The sequence below is a fragment of the Agrobacterium sp. LEGMi-208b genome (assembly GCF_059511785.1).
Window position 1 is genome coordinate 500,407 of sequence record NZ_CM183445.1, and the last position, 18,404, is coordinate 518,810.

The following is an 18,404-nucleotide window of genomic DNA, read 5'->3' on the forward strand; positions in this document are numbered from 1 at the left end:
GGCTATACGGATACCAACGTATAGATTAGAGAATACAAAAGAACTTTTCTATTCCGCATTTTTTTCCACAACAATGCATAAGCCGGCTTTCGAATCCGCGGACACGCGGATGACGAATATTCGGCGTTGAGGGAAAATTGTGAAGACAGGCCAGGGGGGCTTGGGACGGCCATGCAGGATAAAATCCTTCTGATTGAAGATTCCGTTGCTCTTTCCATGCTGCTGAAGACGCGGCTTTCGGAAGAAACGGAAGCCGAAGTCGTGCATTGCGACAGCATGGCCGCCGCCGATACCCTCATGCAGGCCCATGATTTCACGCTGGCGCTGACAGGCCTCAACCTGCCCGATGCGCCGAAGGGCGAGATTCTCGCGCTCCTGTCCGAGCGCAAGGTGCCGGCGATCGTTTTCACCGCCACGGTGGATGACGAGGCGCGCAAGCGCTACGCCGAAAAGAAGATCATCGACTACATCGTCAAGGATGGCCATCGCACCGTCGACGCGGTGGTCAGAACGGTCCAGCGGATTTTGAGCAACAAGCTTTTTTCGGTCCTGGTGGTCGATGACGTGCGCACGGCGCGTTCCGGTCTCGTGGAAATACTGGAGCGGCAGAATTTTCGGGTCAGCGAGGCCCATTCGGGCAAGCAGGCGCTGGAAATACTGTCGCAGGATCCGACGATCCAGCTCGTCATCACCGACTACCATATGCCTGATATGGACGGCTATGAGCTGACGCGCCGCATCCGCGACAGCCGCTCATCCGAAGACCTGCGGGTGATCGGCATATCCTCCTCCACAGACCGGCTGCTTTCGGCAAGTTTTCTCAAGGCGGGCGCCTCGGATTTCGTCTATCGCCCCTTCGTGCCGGAAGAATTGCAGTGCCGCATCGACAACAATATCGAGACGTTGAAACAGCTCAAGCGCCTGCGCGAGCTGGCGGAGCGGGATCACCTCACCGGCCTGCCCAATCGCCGCTCCTTCTTCGAGCGCACGCGGGCGCTGATGGATGTCATCAACGGCAATGACGAGAGCGGCGCCGTCGCCATTCTCGACATCGATCATTTCAAGAAGATCAACGACACGCTGGGCCACGATGCCGGCGACAGGGCGCTGAAAAAGCTGGCCGAACTGCTGCATGGCATGTGCGACGAGCAACGCCATATTCCCGCGCGCCTCGGCGGCGAGGAATTTGCCGTGTTCCTGCGCGGACTGGATGCGCGGGCCGCCTATCAGTTCTGCGAGGAGCTGCGCGGACAGGTGGAAAAGAACGGCCGGCAGCTCAGCGGCAGCAGCCTCGCGCTTACAATTTCGCTCGGCGTCGTGGAGATCGAAAAGGGCGAACCCTTCGACAACCAGCTGAATGCGGCGGATCAACTGCTCTATCTCGCCAAGGCGAATGGCCGCAACCGCGTCTATTCCGACATCATGATCCAGGAAGGCCTGCAGAAGATCGGGCGGAACGGCTGAGGCCGTGCATAGTCAGGGGAGTGAGCGCTTGCCGCTTGTCTCTTCTCCCCGCCGGGGAGAAGGTCGCGGCAGCGGGATGAGGGGGCGAACTCTCCGCATATCTGTTCCGTAGCCCCTCATCTGACCCTTCGGGCCATCTTCTCCCCGGCGGGGAGAAGAAACAAGCGGCGACCTCCCGCTGAAGCGATTATGCGCAAATGCGCAGGCTACTTGTCAGAACAGCGACATCTGCCCTTCATCCTTCGCCGGCTTGATCTTTGCCAGCGGCGCGCTTTCCGGCACCGGCTCGATGAGATCGGCGCCGACATTGGCGACCTTGTTGACCTTGTCCGAGACCGGGATCATCTCGAAAAAATCATCCTGAACCGGCCGCATCAGATCGGCCACCTCGCGCGGTTCCTGGGTCTTGCAATCCAGCCAGCGGCTGAAATCCTCTGGCGCAATGACCACGGGCATACGGTCGTGAATGCGGCCGATCGCGGCATTGGCGGCGGTGGTGAGGATTGCGCCGGTATCGACCTCCGAACCATCGGCAGAAGACCAGGTTTCCATCAGGCCGGCGAAGGTGACGATGCCGCCGTTCTTCGGGCGGATGAAGTAGGGCTGGGGTTTGCCGCCCTCCTCCTTTGGCGGGCGTCGCCATTCGTAAAAGCCGGTGGCGGGCACCAGCACGCGACGATGGCGCATGGCGGCGCGGAAGGAGGCCTTGCCGATGGCGGTTTCCGAACGGGCGTTGATGAGAAGCGGAAAATCCTTCGGATCCTTCACCCAGCCGGGCAGGAAACCCCAGCGGACCAGCACGGCCCGGCGATTGGGCAGGTTGCTGCCGCGCTCCTGCCGCTCGCCCTCCATCACGATCAAAATGGGCTGCGTCGGCGCGATGTTGAAACGGGCGGGGAAATCCTCAAGGCCGATCAGATCGAGATAATCGGCGATCTCCTCCGGCGTCGCCTTCAGCACGAAACGTCCGCACATGGACTTCTCCTTGAGCATGTCCAGTAAAAGCGGAATCGCTTTTACGTCTGGACAATGCGTTGAAATGTTCTAGGCCCTTGGTCCGAACAGAATGATGGCGGTGCCGGCAAGGCAGACGACGCCGCCGGCAATATCCCATTTATCCGGTGCGTGCCCTTCCACGCTCCAGAGCCAGAAAAGCGAAGCGGCAATATAGATCCCGCCATAGGCGGCATAGGCCCTGCCCGCCGCTTCCGTCGGCACCAGCGTCAGAAGCCAGGCAAAAGCGGCCAGCGCCACCATGCCGGGCAGCAATATCCACCCGGTCTTGCCGAGTTTCAGCCAGGCCCAGAAGGAGAAGCAGCCGGCAATTTCGGCAACGGCCGCCAGGACGTAGATAAGATAGACCTTCATTTCACCGTCTTTAACATGCACAATCGTGCCGGTTCCGAACTATAACATCACCTCGGAAACCGGAATCGATTTTCGGGATCACGATACCACTATAGACAGGCCGGAGACGGCCGAAACAAGCGAAACCATTCATGACCCTTCGTATCAAGCCCCGCGCCGCCTCCTCCGCCATCGTCAGGAACGGAGACCGGCTGCTTCTCGTGCGCCGCATTAACCCGCCTTCCAAGGACATGTTCGCCTTTCCGGGCGGGCGCGGTGAAGACGGCGAAACGCCGGCGGAAACGGCGCTGCGCGAGTTGCACGAGGAAACCGGCATCGTGGCGCGCAGGCCGCAACTTTTCGCGACCTACGATCTTCCCTCCCGTGACGCTGAAGGGGTGCTGACGAGCCATTATTTCCTGTCGGTCTTCACCGTGGAAACGGATGCCGATCCGCTGGTGACTGTCGGTGACGATGCGGCGGATGCGGGCTGGTATACATTGGCGGAAATCCGTCTCCTGCCGGCGCCCGAAAGCGTCGTCGAATGCGCCGAGCGCCTGCTTGCATGATTGCCAGCCAGCCAGAATCGCTATTATCTAGGGCTGATCCGCCCGCCGGATGGTCACGAGCCAACAGTTCACGCGTATGTGTGGGGCAGAATAGAATTTTGATACGACCAACCATCTTCCTGTCTCTTTTTCTGACAATGCTTGCCATATCAGGGCAAGAGGGCGTCGCTCATGCGCAGCCTTCAAAACCCGGTTCGGAGGCGCGTCCGGCGGAAGCCGCGCCGCCCAAACCCGCTCCCTATGACGACAAGCTGGCGCGGCTGTCGGAAATATTGGGCGCGGTGCAATATCTGAGAACCCTGTGCCCTTCTTCCGGACCGGAAGACTGGCGCAGATCGATGAGCGATCTTCTGGCTGCGGACACGGCCAACGAACCTGAACGACGTCAGCGCATGACGGCTGCATTCAACCGTGGATACCGCTCCTTTGCGGCCATCCACACCAGTTGCACACGCGCCGCCATCATGGCAGAAGAGAACTACCGTAACGAAGGGGCAACACTCGCGCAGGAAATCGCGTCCCGGTTCGGAAATTAGAGGATTATTAACCTCTTTTCGCCGCAGGCCGTGCCGTTTTGATAAAAGGCTGCTAGTGTTGTTAACAGGGTGGTAAGGACTTGCCCGCCCTGTCGAGGATGAAAGATGCAGACAAGCCGAAACGAAATCGACGATATGATCGTGCATGAAAAGATGCAGGTCGCTCTGGAACACCAGAACGAGGCATGGGCTGACGGCATGGCCGACGGCATCGAGCCGGAGATCATCGCCGATGCCGCCATCGCTCTGGCCATGCGCGAAACCATCCGTATTCATGGCGAGGCCGGCGCTGAAGCAATGCTGGAATCGCTGCGCCAGCGCATGCTTCAGGGTGAATTTTCGCCGCAGCGGGTAATACAGTAAAGCCGGGGTCTATCATGTCTTGCCTGAGCAAGGGGCTTTTGCGCTCTTCCGCCCTGCTGTCCATCCTGCTTGCCCTGACCGTCGGGCCGATTGGCCTGCCAGGCCGCGCCTTTGCCCTTTCCGAGCTGAAGCCGGCGCAGAGTACCGAAAGCGAGCCGAAGGCGGAGAATGGCGGTGAGCCGCAGCAGGCCCAGCCTGCGGAGCCGGACGAGATCGAAGGCGATTCGGAAGGCATTCCCCTGCCCGACCCTCTGGTGGACCGTTCCGCCGGCAAGGCGAACCAGCAATCCTCCAAGCCCGACAACACGCCTGAAATGTCTGTTGTGATCGAGCACGACATTTCCAAGGCGCCGGAACCCGTGCGCAAGCTGCGCCATCAAATCATCGACGCCGCCGCGTCAGGCGACATCGAAAAGCTGCGGCCCTTCATCGCTGCCGGCCAGAAGGAATTCCGCATCGACGGCAATGACGGCGAAGACCCGATCGCGGCGTTGAAAAGCTATTCCGGCGATCCTGACGGGCTGGAAGTGCTGGCGATCATCATCGATCTGCTGTCGACCGGTTATGCCCATATCGATGCCGGCACGCCCGACGAAGCCTATGTTTTCCCCTATTTCGCCGGAAAGCCGCTGAACACGCTGACCGCGCCGGAAAAGGTGGAGCTTCTGCGCATCATTACGGCGGGCGATCTGGCGGACATGCAGGAATATGGCAACTACAGCTTCTACCGGGTCGGCATTTCGCCCGACGGCAAGTGGAAGTTCTTCACCGCCGGCGATTGATCGCATCGCGGTGCTTGCCGTTCTCTGACAAAAATCCTAACTGTGCGGAATGAGCATTCCGGCAAAGCGCATCTGCTTTTGCCTGACATCACAGAGTCTCGACGAACCGAACGGTGACGCCATGCCTTCCGCCTTTCTTGCCGACCGCCGCCTGATCCGGGTTTCCGGCACCGGCGCCGAGGAATTTCTGAACAACCTCATCACCGCAGATGTCGAAAACCTGCCGCAAGGCGAAGCCCGGGCCGCAGCCCTTCTGACACCGCAGGGCAAGATCCTGTTCGATTTCCTGATCTGGCGCGATGGTGGCGATTATCTGATCGAAACGGGCGCTGCCGAACAGGACGCGCTGCTGCGCCGTCTGACCATGTACAAGCTGCGTGCGCCAGTCGACCTCAAAGCCGAGACAGTGGAAGGCGTGAGCGTTTTCTGGAACGAGGCTGCCGCAGCGGCTGGCGTCAGGGATGGCCGTTTCGCCAAAGCCGGCATCGATCTTTTCCGTATACCGGGTGCATCGGCATCCGGCGATATCGCGACCTATGATGCGCTCCGTATCGAGCATGGCATTGCCGAATCCGGCCGGGACTATGCGCTGCAGGATGCTTTTCCGCATGATGTGCTGATGGATGTGAATGACGGCGTTTCCTTCAGGAAGGGCTGCTTCGTCGGCCAGGAAGTCGTCTCGCGCATGAAACATCGCGGCACGGCAAGACGCCGCGTCGTCACCGTTTCGGCCGAAAGCGCGCTTCCCGCCAGCGGGACGGAGATTACCGCCGGTGGAAAACCGGTCGGCACGCTTGGAACCGTTTGCGGCAAGAGGGCGCTTGCCATCGTGCGGATCGACCGCATTGCCGATGCGCTCGCATCCGGCACGCCGCTTCTGGCGGAGACTGTTCCCGTGACCGTGGCCCTGCCGGTCTGGAGCGGCCTCTCCTTCCCGGCGGCCGATCCGGCGGCGCGGGCGGAGGACTGAGAGTGGCGCCCGCAAAAAGCCCGCGCGCCTGGCAGCGCATGCTGTCCGGCCGGCGGCTCGATCTGCTCGACCCTTCGCCGCTCGATGTGGAAATCGCCGATATCGCCCATGGCCTTGCCCGTGTCGCCCGCTGGAACGGCCAGACGCGCGGCGACCACGCCTTTTCCGTCGCCCAGCATTGCCTCATCGTCGAGGCCATCTTCTGCCGCATGTGCGCGGGCGCGACGCCTGATGACATGCAGATGGCGCTTCTGCACGATGCGCCGGAATATGTGATCGGCGACATGATCTCGCCGTTCAAATCCGTGGTGGGCGGCGGTTACAAGACCGTGGAAAAACGGCTGGAAGCCGCCGTGCATCTGCGTTTCGGCCTGCCGCCGCATGCATCGCGCGACTTGAAGGACCGCATCAAGAAGGCCGATACGGTCGCCGCCTTTTTCGAGGCGACGGAGCTTGCCGGGTTTTCCACCGCCGAGGCGCAGAAATTCTTCGGCCTGCCGCGCGGCATCACCCGCGACATGTTCGACATGACGCCCCTGCCCTCAACCGAAGCGCAGAAGCTGTTCATCGACCGTTTCGAAGCGATCGAGGCGCTGCGTGCGGTCAAGACGGGGAGCACGCCATGACGGCCATTGTCGTATCGCCGCTGTCCCGGATCGCGGAAATGGCCGTCAAACACAAGGCCCGCGAAATGGTGACGCTGATCGCCAAAGAGCAGTCCTTTCACCGCCCCGCCGTCATTGCGGCAGACCGGCATCTGACGCTTGCCATGAACGACATCGCATTCAAGGGCACCGCCGATCTTATCGCGCCTGACGATGCGCATGTGCTGAAGCTGATCGATTTCGCCCGCGAATGGGACCAGTCCGCGCCGCTGCTCATCCATTGCTGGATGGGCGTTTCGCGCTCGCCCGCCGCCGCCGTCATCGCCGCGCTCAGCCTTTATCCGGACCAGGATGAGATGGAGATCGCGCTGCGCCTGCGCGCCGTCTCGCCCTATGCCACGCCCAATGCCCGCATCATCGCCATTGGCGACCGTCTGCTCGGGCGCGATGGCCGGCTGGTGGCGGCGATCAAAAAAATCGGCCGGGGTGCGGATACGGATGGTAACGTGCCCTTCGTGCTGCCGCTCGGCAACTGAGGCCGTTTTGGCGGAACCCTCACGGCATCCATTCGTTACCAACCCTGAACAGCAATGAAAATCACGGGATAATTCATGGAACAACAGGCAACGGATATCATCGTCGCATCGCAGGCGGCGTTGCAGCAGGCGAGCGCGCTTGCGGTGCAATATTCCTTCTCGGTAGTCGGCGCGCTTCTGCTGCTGATCATCGGCTGGCTGGCCGCCACCTTCCTGCAACGCTGGGCCTTTCAGGGCCTGTCGCGCATTCGCGGCTTTGACGCGACGCTTGCCGGCTTCTTCGCGGGCGCCATCCGCTATGTGGTTCTCATTCTGGTGCTGGTCATGGTGCTTGGCCAGTTCGGGGTGCAGACGGCCTCCATTCTCGCCGCCCTTGGCGCCGCCGGTCTGGCCATCGGTCTGGCGCTACAGGGCACGCTGCAGAATATTGCCGCCGGCATCATGCTGCTTGTATTGCGCCCCTTCCGGGTCGGCGAATATATCGAGACGAGCACGGTCAGCGGCACCGTGATCGAAATCGGGCTCTTTGCGACCGAACTCAAGACCAGCGATGGTCTCTATCGTCTCGCGCCCAATTCCACCCTTTGGAACGTGCCGATCACCAATTACAGCCGCTTTCCCTCGCGCCGCCACGAACTGAGCCTGACGGTCAAGAATGACGAGGATCTGGCGGCGGCACAGGATATGCTGATGAACGTCGTGCGCTCGGAAAGCCGGGTTCTGCTGGACCCCGCCCCCGTCACCTTCGTCGATTCGATCAGCGCCGACAGCGCCACCGTCAAGTTGCGTTATTGGGTGCGCAGCGACAGTTATTTCGCCACGACCCGCGATGTGACGAAAGCCATGAAACTCGCCTTCGACGAGCGCAAGGCGGAGGTTTCTGCGCAGCCCGCCTGAGACCTGACGGTCTCATTCCCGTTTCCTCTTGAGCGCGGTGGCCATGACGGCCGCCGCGCTTTTTCATTATGGCGTGTCCGTCTGCACCCTTGCGTGATGCGAGAGACACCTCTATAGCTCAGTTTGTAATGTTATTACGTAACCTTCCTATTGCGAATACAAGAGGGCAAAACGATGCAGAAGACACTTCCACGCGTCACCGGCGCGGTCGCACTTGGCTCCATGCTGCTGGCGGCAACCGTGGCAATGGCTGCCGGCGGCGACAAATCCGCCGCCCACAGCCACAGCCACGATCACGGCCACCAGATGACCGAAGCGGAAAAGCAGATTTACAAGGGTTATTTCGAGGACGCCCAGGTGAAGCCGCGCACGCTTTCCGACTGGGAAGGCGACTGGCAGTCGGTCTATCCCTATCTGCTGAACGGCTCGCTCGATTCCGTCATGGCCGAAAAGGCAGCCCACGGCGACAAGACCGCTGCCGAATATCGCGCCTATTACGAGATCGGTTACAAGACCGATGTGAACCGCATCGTCATCAAGAGCGACAGCGTGGCGTTTTATAAGGACGGCAAGCCCGCTGAAGGCACCTATGTCAGCGATGGCCATGAAATCCTGACCTACAAGAAGGGCAATCGCGGTGTCCGGTACATCTTCAAGAAAACCGGCGGCGATGAGGCGGCGCCGCAATTCATCCAGTTCAGCGATCACTCCATCGCCCCGGTCAAGGCGGGCCATTACCATCTATATTGGGGCAATGACCGAAAGGCATTGCTGGACGAAGTCACCAATTGGCCGACCTATTACCCGTTCATGATGGACGGCGCGGATATCGTGGAAGAAATGGCCGCGCATTGAGAGCGCAAATTTGCGGTCTTCCGCAGCATGCGTAAATGACGCAGGCGGTTGCGGCTTGTCGCCTTCTCCCCGAGGGGGAGAAGGTAGCGGCAGCGGGATGAGGGGGCGACGGTAGAGATATGCGGAGAGCTTTCCCCCTCATTGCCCCTTCGGGGCATCTTCTCCCCGGCGGGGAGAAGAAAGGCTCACTGCCCCATGGTTGAACGATGCGCCCAGCCGGTCATGCGCTTTTCAAGCCACGCCATGATCGCATACATGGCGATGCCCTCCACCGCGAGCATCAGCAGGCCGGCAAAGACCAGCGGCACATTGAACTGGCTCTGCGCGGAACTCATCATATTGCCGAGGCCGTAATTGGAAGCGACGGTCTCCGACACCACCGAACCGACAAAGGCAAGCGTGATGGCGATTTTCAGCGAGCCGAAGAAATAGGGCATGGAGCGCGGAATGCCGACCTTCAGCATGATGTCCATCTTCTTTGCGCCAAGCGCGCGCAGCACATCTTCCGTTTCCGGCTCTATGGTGGCGAGCCCGGTCGCGACGTTGACGACGATGGGGAAGAAAGAGATCAGGAAGGCGGTCAACACCGCGGGTACCGTGCCGATGCCGAACCAGATGACGAGGATCGGCACCAGCGCCACTTTCGGGATGGCGTTGAAGCCGATCATCAGCGGATAAAGTCCGGCATAGATGGTTTTGGACCAGCCGATGAACAGACCGATGGCGAGACCGGCGGCCACCGCAATGGCGAAACCCAGCGTCGTGGTATACAGCGTCTGCAGCGAATTTTTCCAGATCGGCGACCAATATTGCACGATGGCCTGTCCGACCCTTACCGGCGACGGCAGAATGGTGGGCGGCATTTTCAGCGCGTAGACCAACAGTTCCCACAACACGAAAAGCGCCAGCGTATAAAGCCACGGGGCGGCTTTCACCCAGTTGACGCGGGCAATCAGCGGCTTGCGCGGCTCGGCCGCAACGGTGCCTTCCACGATCGCGCTCATGCCGCCACCCTCGCCTGGGCGATCTCGCCATGCAGTTCCTGCACCATGTCGTTGAAACCCTTGTCATACATGATGTCGAGCTGGCGCGGGCGGGCAAAGGGAACACGATGTTCCGCGAGCACGCGGCCGGGCCTTGCGCTCATCACGAAAATCTTGTCGGCCAGAAATGTCGCCTCGCGCAGATCATGGGTCACGAGGATGATGGTGACACGCTGTGCGGCGTGCAGGTCGCGGATGACGCACCACAATTCCTCGCGGGTGAAGGCGTCGAGCGCGCCGAAAGGCTCGTCCAGCATCAGCAGTTCCGGTTCGTGGATCAGGGCCCGGCAAAGATTGGCGCGCTGCTGCATGCCGCCGGAAAGCTGCCACGGATATTTCGAACCAAAACCCTTCAGGCCGACGATTTCCAGCAGTCGCTCGGCTTTGGCGACATATTCGGCCCTGTGGGCGCGCAGGCGACGGCGATGTTTCTCGACGATCTCCAGCGGCAGCAGGATGTTCTCAAGCGTCGTGCGCCAGGGCAGCATCGTCGGGTTCTGAAACGCCATGCCGACAATGGAGACCGGCTCCGTGACCTGCCGCCCGGCAACGATGACATTGCCCTTCTGCGGAATATGCAGCCCCGTCACCAGCTTCATCAGGGTGGACTTGCCGCAGCCGGATGGGCCGACCACGGCCGCGAACTCACCCTTGTCGACCGTCAGGTTCAGGCCGGAGACCGCAAGCGTGCCGGACGAGCCGCCATAGCGCATGTCCACGCCGTCTATTTCCACGAGATGTGACATTGCTGTTCCCGTTTTGAGTTAAATGATGGGCCATGGCAGCCCGAAGCATCGCCGCTTGTTTCTTCTCCCCGCCGGGGAGAAGGTGGCCCGAAGGGTCGGATGAGGGGGCAAGCGCAGAGATATCCGGAGAGCTTGCCCCCTCATCCCGCTGCCGCGGACTTCTCCCCGGCGGGGAGAAGAAGCAGGCCGCACCCGCTCACGCCGCCCATTACGGAAGCATGCGCTCTTCCCTGGCCGGCAGATAGGTCGCATCAAACACCTGCTCCGCCTTGACGTTGCCCTTCAGGCCAAGGGAGACCTTCAGCGTCTCGATGGAGGCGGAAAGCCGGGCCGGATCGACGCCGCCCATGCCGTTCTCCACCACATAGGGCGTCTTGATGTTCATGCTGTTGGCCATGTTGAGGCGTTCAAGCTCGATGGCGCTGTCGAGCGTCTCGTTGCGCTTGAGAACAGCCGCCACGCCCTCTTCCGGGTTCTTGACGGAATCGGCGAAGCCCTTGGCCAGCGCCTTCAGGAAGCCCTTCACGGCATCCGGGTTTTTCTCTGCAAAATCAGTATTTACCAGCACCGCATTGCCATAGAGATTCAAGCCGTGCTCGGCCATCAGTATGGTCGAGATATCGTCATCGGCGATGCCCTGTTTCTTGAGGTTGAGGATCACCGAAAAGGCAAAGCCGAAAACGGCGTCGACATCGCCCTTGGCGAGCATGGGTTCACGCACCGGAAAACCGATCGATTCGATCTTGATCTTGCTGTCATCGAGACCTGCCACCTGTTTAAACGCAGGCCATTGCGCAAAAGCGCCATCCGGCGGCGGCGCGCCGAGCTTCTTGCCTTCCAGCGACTTCGGATCGCCGGTAACACCGAGCGACTTGCGGCCGACCACGGCGAAAGTCGGCCGTTCATAGACCATATAAACGGCCTTGATCTTCTGGCTCGGATCCTCGTCGAGGAACTTCATTACCGAGTTGATATCGCCGAAACCCATCTGATAGGCGCCGGTCGCCACGCGCGGAATGGCTTCCACCGAGCCGTTGCCGCTATCGATGGTGACATCGAGCCCTTCAGCCTTGAAGTAACCCTTGTCGAGCGCCAGCAGAAAACCGGCGGCGGGGCCTTCGAACTTCCAGTCGAGCGTGAATTTCACCGGCGTTTCAGCCTGCGCCTCCACCGCCGGCAGCGAAAAGCCGGCAGATACACCGATGGCGGTAATGGCGAGGGCCCTGCCCAACAACCTGCGCGTTAAAATCATCTATTCCCCCTGATGGTTTTGTTGGATTGGTTGCATAAGACCCAATTCCAGCCCTCAAGGCAAGATAAAATTGCATACAAAATAGCCGTTATTTTGTATGCTTATTTTATATGCACAAAAGCCTACAAGACAGGTAAAAAGCCGGCATTCTGCCCATCGCGCATGCAACGAAGTGAAAGCAGCATCGTTCACGCAGAGAACACAGCGTTCTCATTTGCCGGGGTTGCGGATCAGGGGCAGCGTGCGACAAATAGGGCCACGAACAGCAGGCGAAACAGCGGGACGGCAAGATGAATTCTGCACTGGGCATACACCACATCACCATGATTACCCGGAAGGTGCAGGCGAATGTGGATTTTTACGCCGGCTTTCTGGGCTTGCGGCTGGCCAAGCGCACGGCCGGTTTCGAAGACGCCATGCAGCTTCACCTGCTCTATGGCGACGACATCGCCTCGCCCGGCTCCCTTCTGACATTTCTCGTCTGGGAAGATGGCGGCCAGGGCCGCGTCGGTTACGGCCAGACGCTGGAAATTTCCGTGGCCATCGATCCCGCCGCAATCGGCTTCTGGCTGACACGCGCATTGAAGTTTGGCATCCGGGCGGAAGGTCCCACCGATGAATTCGGCGCTCCGGTGATCCGGCTGAAAGATCCTGACGGCCTGATCGTCAAGCTGGTCGGCACCCATGCCTTTGCCGATGCCACGCCGCATGTGACGAACGATATTTCCGCAGAAGATGCCATTCGCCGAATCTATGGCGCGACGGTGCTGAGCGAGGTGCCGGAAGAAACCGTGGCGTTTCTGGAGAAACATTTCGGTTACCGGCAGGAAAGCCAGGCGGGCGCGATCCGCCGGCTCGTCTCCGACAGCGGCGACATTATCGACGTGCGCGACGCGACCGGATTCTGGTCCAGCGCGCCCGGCACCGGCACGGTCGACCATATCGCCTTCCGCGCGAAGGACATGGATGAGCTGAACACGGTTCTCACGGGGCTGAAATCGCTGAATTCCAGCACCACCAACGCCCATGACCGCAAATATTTCCACTCGCTTTATGTCCGTGAACCGGGCGGCGTGCTGATCGAAATGGCGACCGACGGTCCGGGCATGACGGTGGATGAACCGCTGGAATCGCTCGGCGAAAAACTGTTCATCCCGCCGCTCTTCATGAAGGACGAGGCGGATGTGCGTGTCGCCCTGCCGCAATTTGCAATGCCGGGCGAAGAGCGCGTCGTCTATCGCGACCTGCCCTTCGTGCACCGTTTCTACACGCCCGAGGAGCCTGATGGCAGCACCATCATCCTGCTGCACGGTTCCGGTGGCAGCGAAACGAGCCTGATGCCGCTCGCGCACCGGGCAGCGCCCCGCGCAACGCTTCTCGGCGTGCGCGGCCGCAGCACGGAAGAAGAGATCGCCCGCTGGTTCCGCCGTAATCCCGATTTCAGCTTCGACCAGAAGGATATCGTCTCGGAAGCGGAAGCCTTCGCCGCCTTCGTGGAGGCGGCGATACGGTCCTATGGTCTCGACCGTTCGAAACTGCGGTTTATCGGCCATTCCAATGGCGCAAATTTCTATGCGGCCTTTGCCGCGCTTTATCCCGAACTTGCCGGAGATGCGCTGCTCTATCGCCCGATGCCGGTTCTGGAAACATGGCCGCAGACCGATCTTTCCGGCCGCAATTTCCTGCTTTTGGCGGGAGAACGGGACAAATATCTCGACAGGGCGCATGAACTGCAGGGCCAGCTGGCCACGAGCGGCGCAAGTGCCGAGATGGAAACGGTTGAGGACGGGCACGAACTCGGGCTTGCCGATATCGAAGCGGCGCGGCGCTGGCTGGCGGATGTTTCCTGATTTGAGGCGGTGCGTGTGCCACCTATTTCTTCTCCCCGCCGGGGAGAAGGTGGCCCGAAGGGTCGGATGAGGGGGCAAGCTCTCGGCCTGTCTCCACCCTCACCCCCTCATCCCGCTGCCGCGGACTTCTCCCCGGCGGGGAGAAGAAACAGGCGGCACACGCCCGCTCCTTCGCCACCCATATCATCCATCAACCGGGCCTTGCATAAATTGACCAAAAGGGCTTTAAAAACAGCTTGGTAATTGGAGAATCCGTTTGGACATCCCGCTGTTTATCCTCGCCCTCGTCGCGGCCTTCATCTACACGCTGGTCGCGAGCATCCGCAATTCAAGTCGAATCAAGTCGCTGGAAGGGGAGGTTCTCAGCCTCAAACGGCTGATGGCTGCGGGCGTGACCTCTCCCGTGGCGGCGCAGGTAGAGAGCGCGGAATCCACGGCAAAACCGGATTTCGAGGCGGAAGAGGAAAGCAGGACGCCTGCGGAAGACGCAGCCTCCCAGGCTGAATACGCATCCGAGCAGCAGGAAGCCGCCGCCATGGCGCAAGCGGAAGACGCCGTCCGCGAGGAAGCACCCGCAGCTCCCGCCAGTGAGGCGGCATCCGCACCGGCGACGAAGGAAAGCTTCGAAAGCCTGCTCGGCGCCCGTTGGGCCGTCTGGGCCGGTGGGCTGGCGCTGGCGCTCGGCGGTATTTTCCTCGTCAAATATTCGATCGAATCGGGGCTGCTCAGCCCGGCGGTCAGGCTTTCGCTCGCCGCCATTTTCGGCCTCGTTCTCGGGCTTGCCGGCGAGGCTGTCCGCCGCAAGGCGGTTCCGGGCATTGCCACCACCTATTCCAACGCCATGATACCCGGCGTGCTGACGGCGGCCGGCGCATTGACGCTGTTCGGTGTGGTTTACGCGGCCTATGGCATTTACGGCTATATCGGCCCTGGAACGGCTTTTGGCCTGCTTGGGCTCGTCGCCTTCGCCACCATCGGCCTTTCGCTGCTGCACGGACAGGCGCTGGCCGGTCTCGGCCTTCTCGGTTCGATGCTGACACCGGCGCTGATTTCCACCGAAACGCCGAATATCTGGGCGCTCTTCGTTTTCCTCACCGTCTCCTGGCTGGCGACGGCGGCAGCGGCGCGCAGGCAGGGCTGGACCGTGGTTCCATCGCTTGCCAATGCCGGCCTTGGCCTATGGGCGCTCGGTTATATCGGCTTTTCCGAAACGATCAGCGCCGAACCGCCAACGCTTGCCCTGCTCGTCATGCTGGCGGGAACCATATTCCTCTGGCCCGGAAAGACGCTCGACGCGCCGCCTGCCGAGACCGGCGAAACCGCCGCTCCCGAGCGGCGCGCCATCCGCGCCATGCGGCTTCTGCTGCGCCCGTCGCTTGCCCTCAATCTCACCGTATCGATGGCCGTGATCCTGCCGGCAATCGGCTTCCTCTTTGCCGACGGCAGGATCGACACCCATCCGGCGCTCATCGTCTCAGCGCTCATCGCCGCCCTGGCGGCCCTTGGCGCCGCCCGCCATTATGCGGTCTGGCCCGCCATTATCGCAGCACTTGGCGCACAGGCTGCCGTGTCGCTGATGTCGCGGCAGGGCATCGACTTCATCGGCCTCATCAACGATACGTCCGTTTCCCTTCCGCCGGTGTCGGTCGGCTACACGGCGGAAATCGCCATGGCGCTCGGCCTCGGGGCCGTCTTCGTGCTGTGCGCCTTCTCCTTCCTGAAACGCAAAGGCGCTGACGATGCGGATTTCGCACAGCTTTGGGCCGGCATCGCTGCGCTCTTCCCGGTCTGGCTCGCGACGGCGAGCTTTGTCGAATACGGCAATCTCGGCCGTGACTGGCTGCACGCGGCCTATGGCCTCGGCCTTGGACTGGTGCTGATTGCAGGCGCCGAATGGCTGCACCGGCAGAACAACGAGGCCTATCGCAAGCCGCTGAACATTCTCGTGCTCGGCTCCTTCGCCGCCTTCGCTCTCTGCCTGCACACGCTGACGGAGGGGCTCATGACAACCGTGCTGCTTTCCGCCATCGGCTTCGTTTATGTGCTGGCGACACGCCACCGCAACTGGGATGTGCTGCCCTGGGTGATGGCGGTGGCAAGCGTTGCCGTTCTCGGCCGCATCGCCTGGGAACCTACCATTGTCGGCCCGCAGAACCTTGGCACAACGCCGGTCTTCAATGCGCTTCTGCCGGGTTATGGCATTCCGGCGCTGCTGGCCGTCGCCTCGGCATGGCTGCTGCGCGACTGGCCGGGGGTCAGGGCGAAGAACTTCCTGCAGGCGATTGCCAGCGTCATGGGGCTTCTGGCCGTCGCCATCCTCATCCGCCACGCGATGAATGGCGGCACGCTGGATGAGAGCGTGCCGACGCTTGGCGAACAGTCGATCTACACGCTGCTGACCATCGGCTTCTCGGGCGTCTTGATGACGCTGGATCTGAAGAGCCCCAGCCCCGTCTTCCGATACGGTTCGATGATTGCCGGGGTGATTGCCGTCATCAATGTGCTGACGATGCATTTCTTCACCCTCAACCCCTATTTCACCGGCGAAAATACCGGCAGCATCCCGTTCCTCAACCTGCTGCTGATCGGTTACCTGTTGCCGGCGCTCGCCTATGGTGGGCTTGCTTATTATGCGCGGGGAAAACGTCCGCCGCCCTATGTCAGCATGCTGGCGGTGGCGGGTGCGGCACTCGGTTTTGCCTGGGCAACCCTTTCGGTGCGCCGTTTCTGGCAGGGCGAAAACATCGCCGACTGGAAGGGTTTCCTGCAGGGCGAGACCTACAGCTATTCGGTGGTCTGGCTGCTGATCGGCGTGTTGCTGCTCGTGCTCGGCTCGCGCTTTAATGCCCGCAGCCTGCGTCTGGCATCGGCCGCCTTCGTGCTGATTTCGGTTGCCAAGGCCTTCCTGATCGACATGAGCAACCTCGAAGGGGTGCTGAGAGCCCTGTCCTTCATCGGGCTCGGCGCGGTGCTGATCGGCATTGGCCTGTTCTACCAGAAAATCCTCACCCGGAAGCCGCAGGCATGATCGCGGCCGAGGCTTTCGCGCCCTATGCGGCGCTTGCGCAGGAGCTGATACCGCACGCCGCCGATACCCGCGACGGCTCGCATGATCTTGCCCATATTCACCGCGTCTTCCGCAATGCCATGCGCATCCATGCGGACGAAGGCGGGAATGGCACCGTGCTGGCGGCCAGCGTGCTGTTGCATGATTGCGTGGCGGTGGAGAAGAACTCGCCGCTGCGCGCGCAGGCCTCACGGCTGGCGGCGGAAAAAGCCTCTGGCATTCTTGAAGCGCTCGGCTGGCGGCAGACGGATATCGACGCCGCCGCCCATGCCATCACCACCCACAGCTTTTCCGCCAATATCGAGCCGCAGACACTGGAGGCAAAAATCCTTCAGGATGCCGACCGGCTGGACGCCATCGGCATGGTGGGGGCGGCGCGCTGCTTTTATATTGCCGGGCGCATGGGCTCGGCGCTTTACGACCCGGTCGATCCGCTGGCCAAGCAGCGGCCGCTTGACGACCGCGCTTTCGCCATCGACCATTTCGAAACAAAGCTGTTCAAACTGGCCGACGGCTTTCGCACCGAAACGGGGCGGCAGATGGCCAAGGCCCGCCATGAGCGGCTGAAACAGGTGCTGGACCTGTTTCTCGACGAGATTTGAGGAGACCCGATATGCGTGTGACCGAACTCAACATCTATCCGCTGAAAAGCGCGCGCGGCATTCCCCTCTCCGAAAGCATTGTGTCTGCCGAGGGCCTGCCGGGCGACCGCCGCGCCATGCTGACCGATCCTTCCGGTCATTTCATCACCCAGCGCGAATTGCCTGCCATTGCCACGGTTCTGGCGCGGCATGAGGATGGCGGCATGGCGCTTTCGCGGGAAGCGGATGGTGAGATTTTCGCGCGGCCTTCCGGAGAGCGCATGGATGTGGCGGTGTGGAAATCGATCGTCAGCGCCAATATCGCCGATAGCGAAACCAACGATACGCTCTCGGCATGGCTGGGGCGCGAGGTGAAGCTGGTGTTCTTCGACGACGCCTCGAAACGCATTGCCAGCCTTGAATGGACCGGCAACGAAACCCCCGTCACCTTTGCGGATGGTTACCAGATCCTCGTCACCACCACCGCCTCTCTTGCCGCGCTGAACGACAATATGCGCGCCAATGGCGAGGATGCGGTCGGCATGGAGCGTTTCAGGCCCAATATCGTGCTTGACACGGATGAGCCATGGGCGGAGGACCGCTGGGCGGCCATCGAGATCGGCGGCATTCGTTTCGATCTCGTCAAACCCTGCGCCCGCTGCATCATGACCACGCAGGACCAGATAACCGGCGCCCGCGACGTGCCCTCGCCCATGAAGGCCATGGGCCGCATCCGCATGTCCGGAGACCGGCGCGTGCCCGGCCCGCTGTTCGGCTGGAACGTGACGCCGCGCGGGGAAGGCAGGCTGTCCGTCGGTGATGTGGCCAAGGTGGTCGAGGAAAGGCCGGAGGGTTGGGCGATCAAGCGGCGGTAGGCCGGCGGTTCGGTCAAACCGAACTTCATAGCCACGGTGCAATGTTTTTATAGGCTGGAGCACCCT

Annotated in this window: 19 protein-coding genes; 14 read left to right on the forward strand and 5 right to left on the reverse strand. The window is 61.4% G+C overall.

What is annotated here, in order from left to right:
- Positions 1 to 171 precede the first annotated feature (171 nt).
- Complete coding sequence (locus AC5YUO_RS02475) at positions 172 to 1,464, forward strand: GGDEF domain-containing response regulator (protein WP_400811915.1); 1,293 nt, start codon at positions 172 to 174, stop codon at positions 1,462 to 1,464.
- 213 nt (positions 1,465 to 1,677) lie between these two features.
- Here the strand turns inward: AC5YUO_RS02475 and AC5YUO_RS02480 are convergent, their stop codons facing one another.
- Positions 1,678 to 2,439, reverse strand: a complete 762-nt coding sequence (locus tag AC5YUO_RS02480; protein WP_496154125.1) for an SOS response-associated peptidase — start codon at positions 2,437 to 2,439, stop codon at positions 1,678 to 1,680.
- 69 nt (positions 2,440 to 2,508) lie between these two features.
- Entirely contained in the window at positions 2,509 to 2,832 is a 324-nt protein-coding gene (locus AC5YUO_RS02485) for a YnfA family protein (RefSeq protein WP_496154126.1), read from the reverse strand.
- Between the two features lie 131 nt (positions 2,833 to 2,963).
- On the opposite strand from AC5YUO_RS02485, the gene AC5YUO_RS02490 reads away from it, so the two are divergent.
- From AC5YUO_RS02490 to AC5YUO_RS02530, 9 genes are all read left to right on the forward strand, one after another.
- Positions 2,964 to 3,380 (forward strand): NUDIX hydrolase, encoded by a 417-nt coding sequence (locus AC5YUO_RS02490; protein ID WP_400811911.1) that lies wholly within the window; start codon positions 2,964 to 2,966, stop codon positions 3,378 to 3,380.
- Positions 3,381 to 3,478: 98 nt separating this feature from the next.
- Positions 3,479 to 3,916, forward strand: coding sequence for a TIGR02301 family protein (locus AC5YUO_RS02495; protein WP_400811909.1), 438 nt, complete (start codon positions 3,479 to 3,481; stop codon positions 3,914 to 3,916).
- 105 nt (positions 3,917 to 4,021) lie between these two features.
- Positions 4,022 to 4,279, forward strand: a complete 258-nt coding sequence (locus AC5YUO_RS02500; protein WP_003501987.1) for a hypothetical protein — start codon at positions 4,022 to 4,024, stop codon at positions 4,277 to 4,279.
- Positions 4,280 to 4,293: 14 nt separating this feature from the next.
- The gene (locus AC5YUO_RS02505) at positions 4,294 to 5,061 is read left to right on the forward strand and encodes a hypothetical protein (protein WP_496154127.1); all 768 of its coding nucleotides are present in this window, start codon (positions 4,294 to 4,296) and stop codon (positions 5,059 to 5,061) included.
- A gap of 121 nt (positions 5,062 to 5,182) precedes the next feature.
- Entirely contained in the window at positions 5,183 to 6,031 is an 849-nt protein-coding gene (gene ygfZ / locus AC5YUO_RS02510; RefSeq protein ID WP_496154893.1) for a CAF17-like 4Fe-4S cluster assembly/insertion protein YgfZ, read from the forward strand.
- A 2-nt stretch (positions 6,032 to 6,033) separates the two neighbouring features.
- Positions 6,034 to 6,657: an HD domain-containing protein gene (locus AC5YUO_RS02515; protein ID WP_496154128.1), complete on the forward strand. Its 624-nt coding sequence runs from the start codon at positions 6,034 to 6,036 to the stop codon at positions 6,655 to 6,657.
- Complete coding sequence (locus AC5YUO_RS02520) at positions 6,654 to 7,172, forward strand: tyrosine phosphatase family protein (RefSeq protein ID WP_496154129.1); 519 nt, start codon at positions 6,654 to 6,656, stop codon at positions 7,170 to 7,172. The genes AC5YUO_RS02515 and AC5YUO_RS02520 overlap by 4 nt, the downstream gene beginning before the upstream one ends.
- Positions 7,173 to 7,247: 75 nt before the next feature.
- Entirely contained in the window at positions 7,248 to 8,069 is an 822-nt protein-coding gene (locus AC5YUO_RS02525) for a mechanosensitive ion channel family protein (RefSeq protein ID WP_496154130.1), read from the forward strand.
- 174 nt (positions 8,070 to 8,243) lie between these two features.
- Positions 8,244 to 8,924 carry a ZinT family metal-binding protein gene (locus tag AC5YUO_RS02530; RefSeq protein ID WP_496154131.1) on the forward strand — a complete coding sequence of 227 codons (681 nt, stop codon included), beginning with the start codon at positions 8,244 to 8,246 and terminating at the stop codon, positions 8,922 to 8,924.
- Between the two features lie 185 nt (positions 8,925 to 9,109).
- Here the strand turns inward: AC5YUO_RS02530 and AC5YUO_RS02535 are convergent, their stop codons facing one another.
- From AC5YUO_RS02535 to AC5YUO_RS02545, 3 genes are all read right to left on the reverse strand, one after another.
- Positions 9,110 to 9,928, reverse strand: a complete 819-nt coding sequence (locus AC5YUO_RS02535) for an ABC transporter permease (RefSeq protein ID WP_496154132.1) — start codon at positions 9,926 to 9,928, stop codon at positions 9,110 to 9,112.
- Positions 9,925 to 10,713, reverse strand: coding sequence for an ABC transporter ATP-binding protein (locus AC5YUO_RS02540; protein ID WP_496154133.1), 789 nt, complete (start codon positions 10,711 to 10,713; stop codon positions 9,925 to 9,927). The genes AC5YUO_RS02535 and AC5YUO_RS02540 overlap by 4 nt, the downstream gene beginning before the upstream one ends.
- A 208-nt stretch (positions 10,714 to 10,921) precedes the next feature.
- The gene (locus AC5YUO_RS02545) at positions 10,922 to 11,965 is read right to left on the reverse strand and encodes an ABC transporter substrate-binding protein (RefSeq protein WP_496154134.1); all 1,044 of its coding nucleotides are present in this window, start codon (positions 11,963 to 11,965) and stop codon (positions 10,922 to 10,924) included.
- A 290-nt stretch (positions 11,966 to 12,255) separates the two neighbouring features.
- Here AC5YUO_RS02545 and AC5YUO_RS02550 point away from each other — a divergent pair, with 290 nt between their 5' ends.
- The 4 genes from AC5YUO_RS02550 to AC5YUO_RS02565 all read left to right on the forward strand — a co-directional run bounded on the left by AC5YUO_RS02550 (position 12,256) and on the right by AC5YUO_RS02565 (position 18,338).
- Entirely contained in the window at positions 12,256 to 13,815 is a 1,560-nt protein-coding gene (locus tag AC5YUO_RS02550) for a VOC family protein (protein ID WP_496154135.1), read from the forward strand.
- Positions 13,816 to 14,071: 256 nt separating this feature from the next.
- Positions 14,072 to 16,843, forward strand: coding sequence for a DUF2339 domain-containing protein (locus tag AC5YUO_RS02555; protein ID WP_496154136.1), 2,772 nt, complete (start codon positions 14,072 to 14,074; stop codon positions 16,841 to 16,843).
- Positions 16,840 to 17,484, forward strand: coding sequence for an HD domain-containing protein (locus tag AC5YUO_RS02560; protein ID WP_496154137.1), 645 nt, complete (start codon positions 16,840 to 16,842; stop codon positions 17,482 to 17,484). Before AC5YUO_RS02555 ends, AC5YUO_RS02560 begins: the two co-directional genes overlap by 4 nt.
- A gap of 11 nt (positions 17,485 to 17,495) precedes the next feature.
- Positions 17,496 to 18,338 (forward strand): MOSC domain-containing protein, encoded by an 843-nt coding sequence (locus tag AC5YUO_RS02565; protein ID WP_496154138.1) that lies wholly within the window; start codon positions 17,496 to 17,498, stop codon positions 18,336 to 18,338.
- The last annotated feature ends 66 nt before the right edge of the window (positions 18,339 to 18,404 follow it).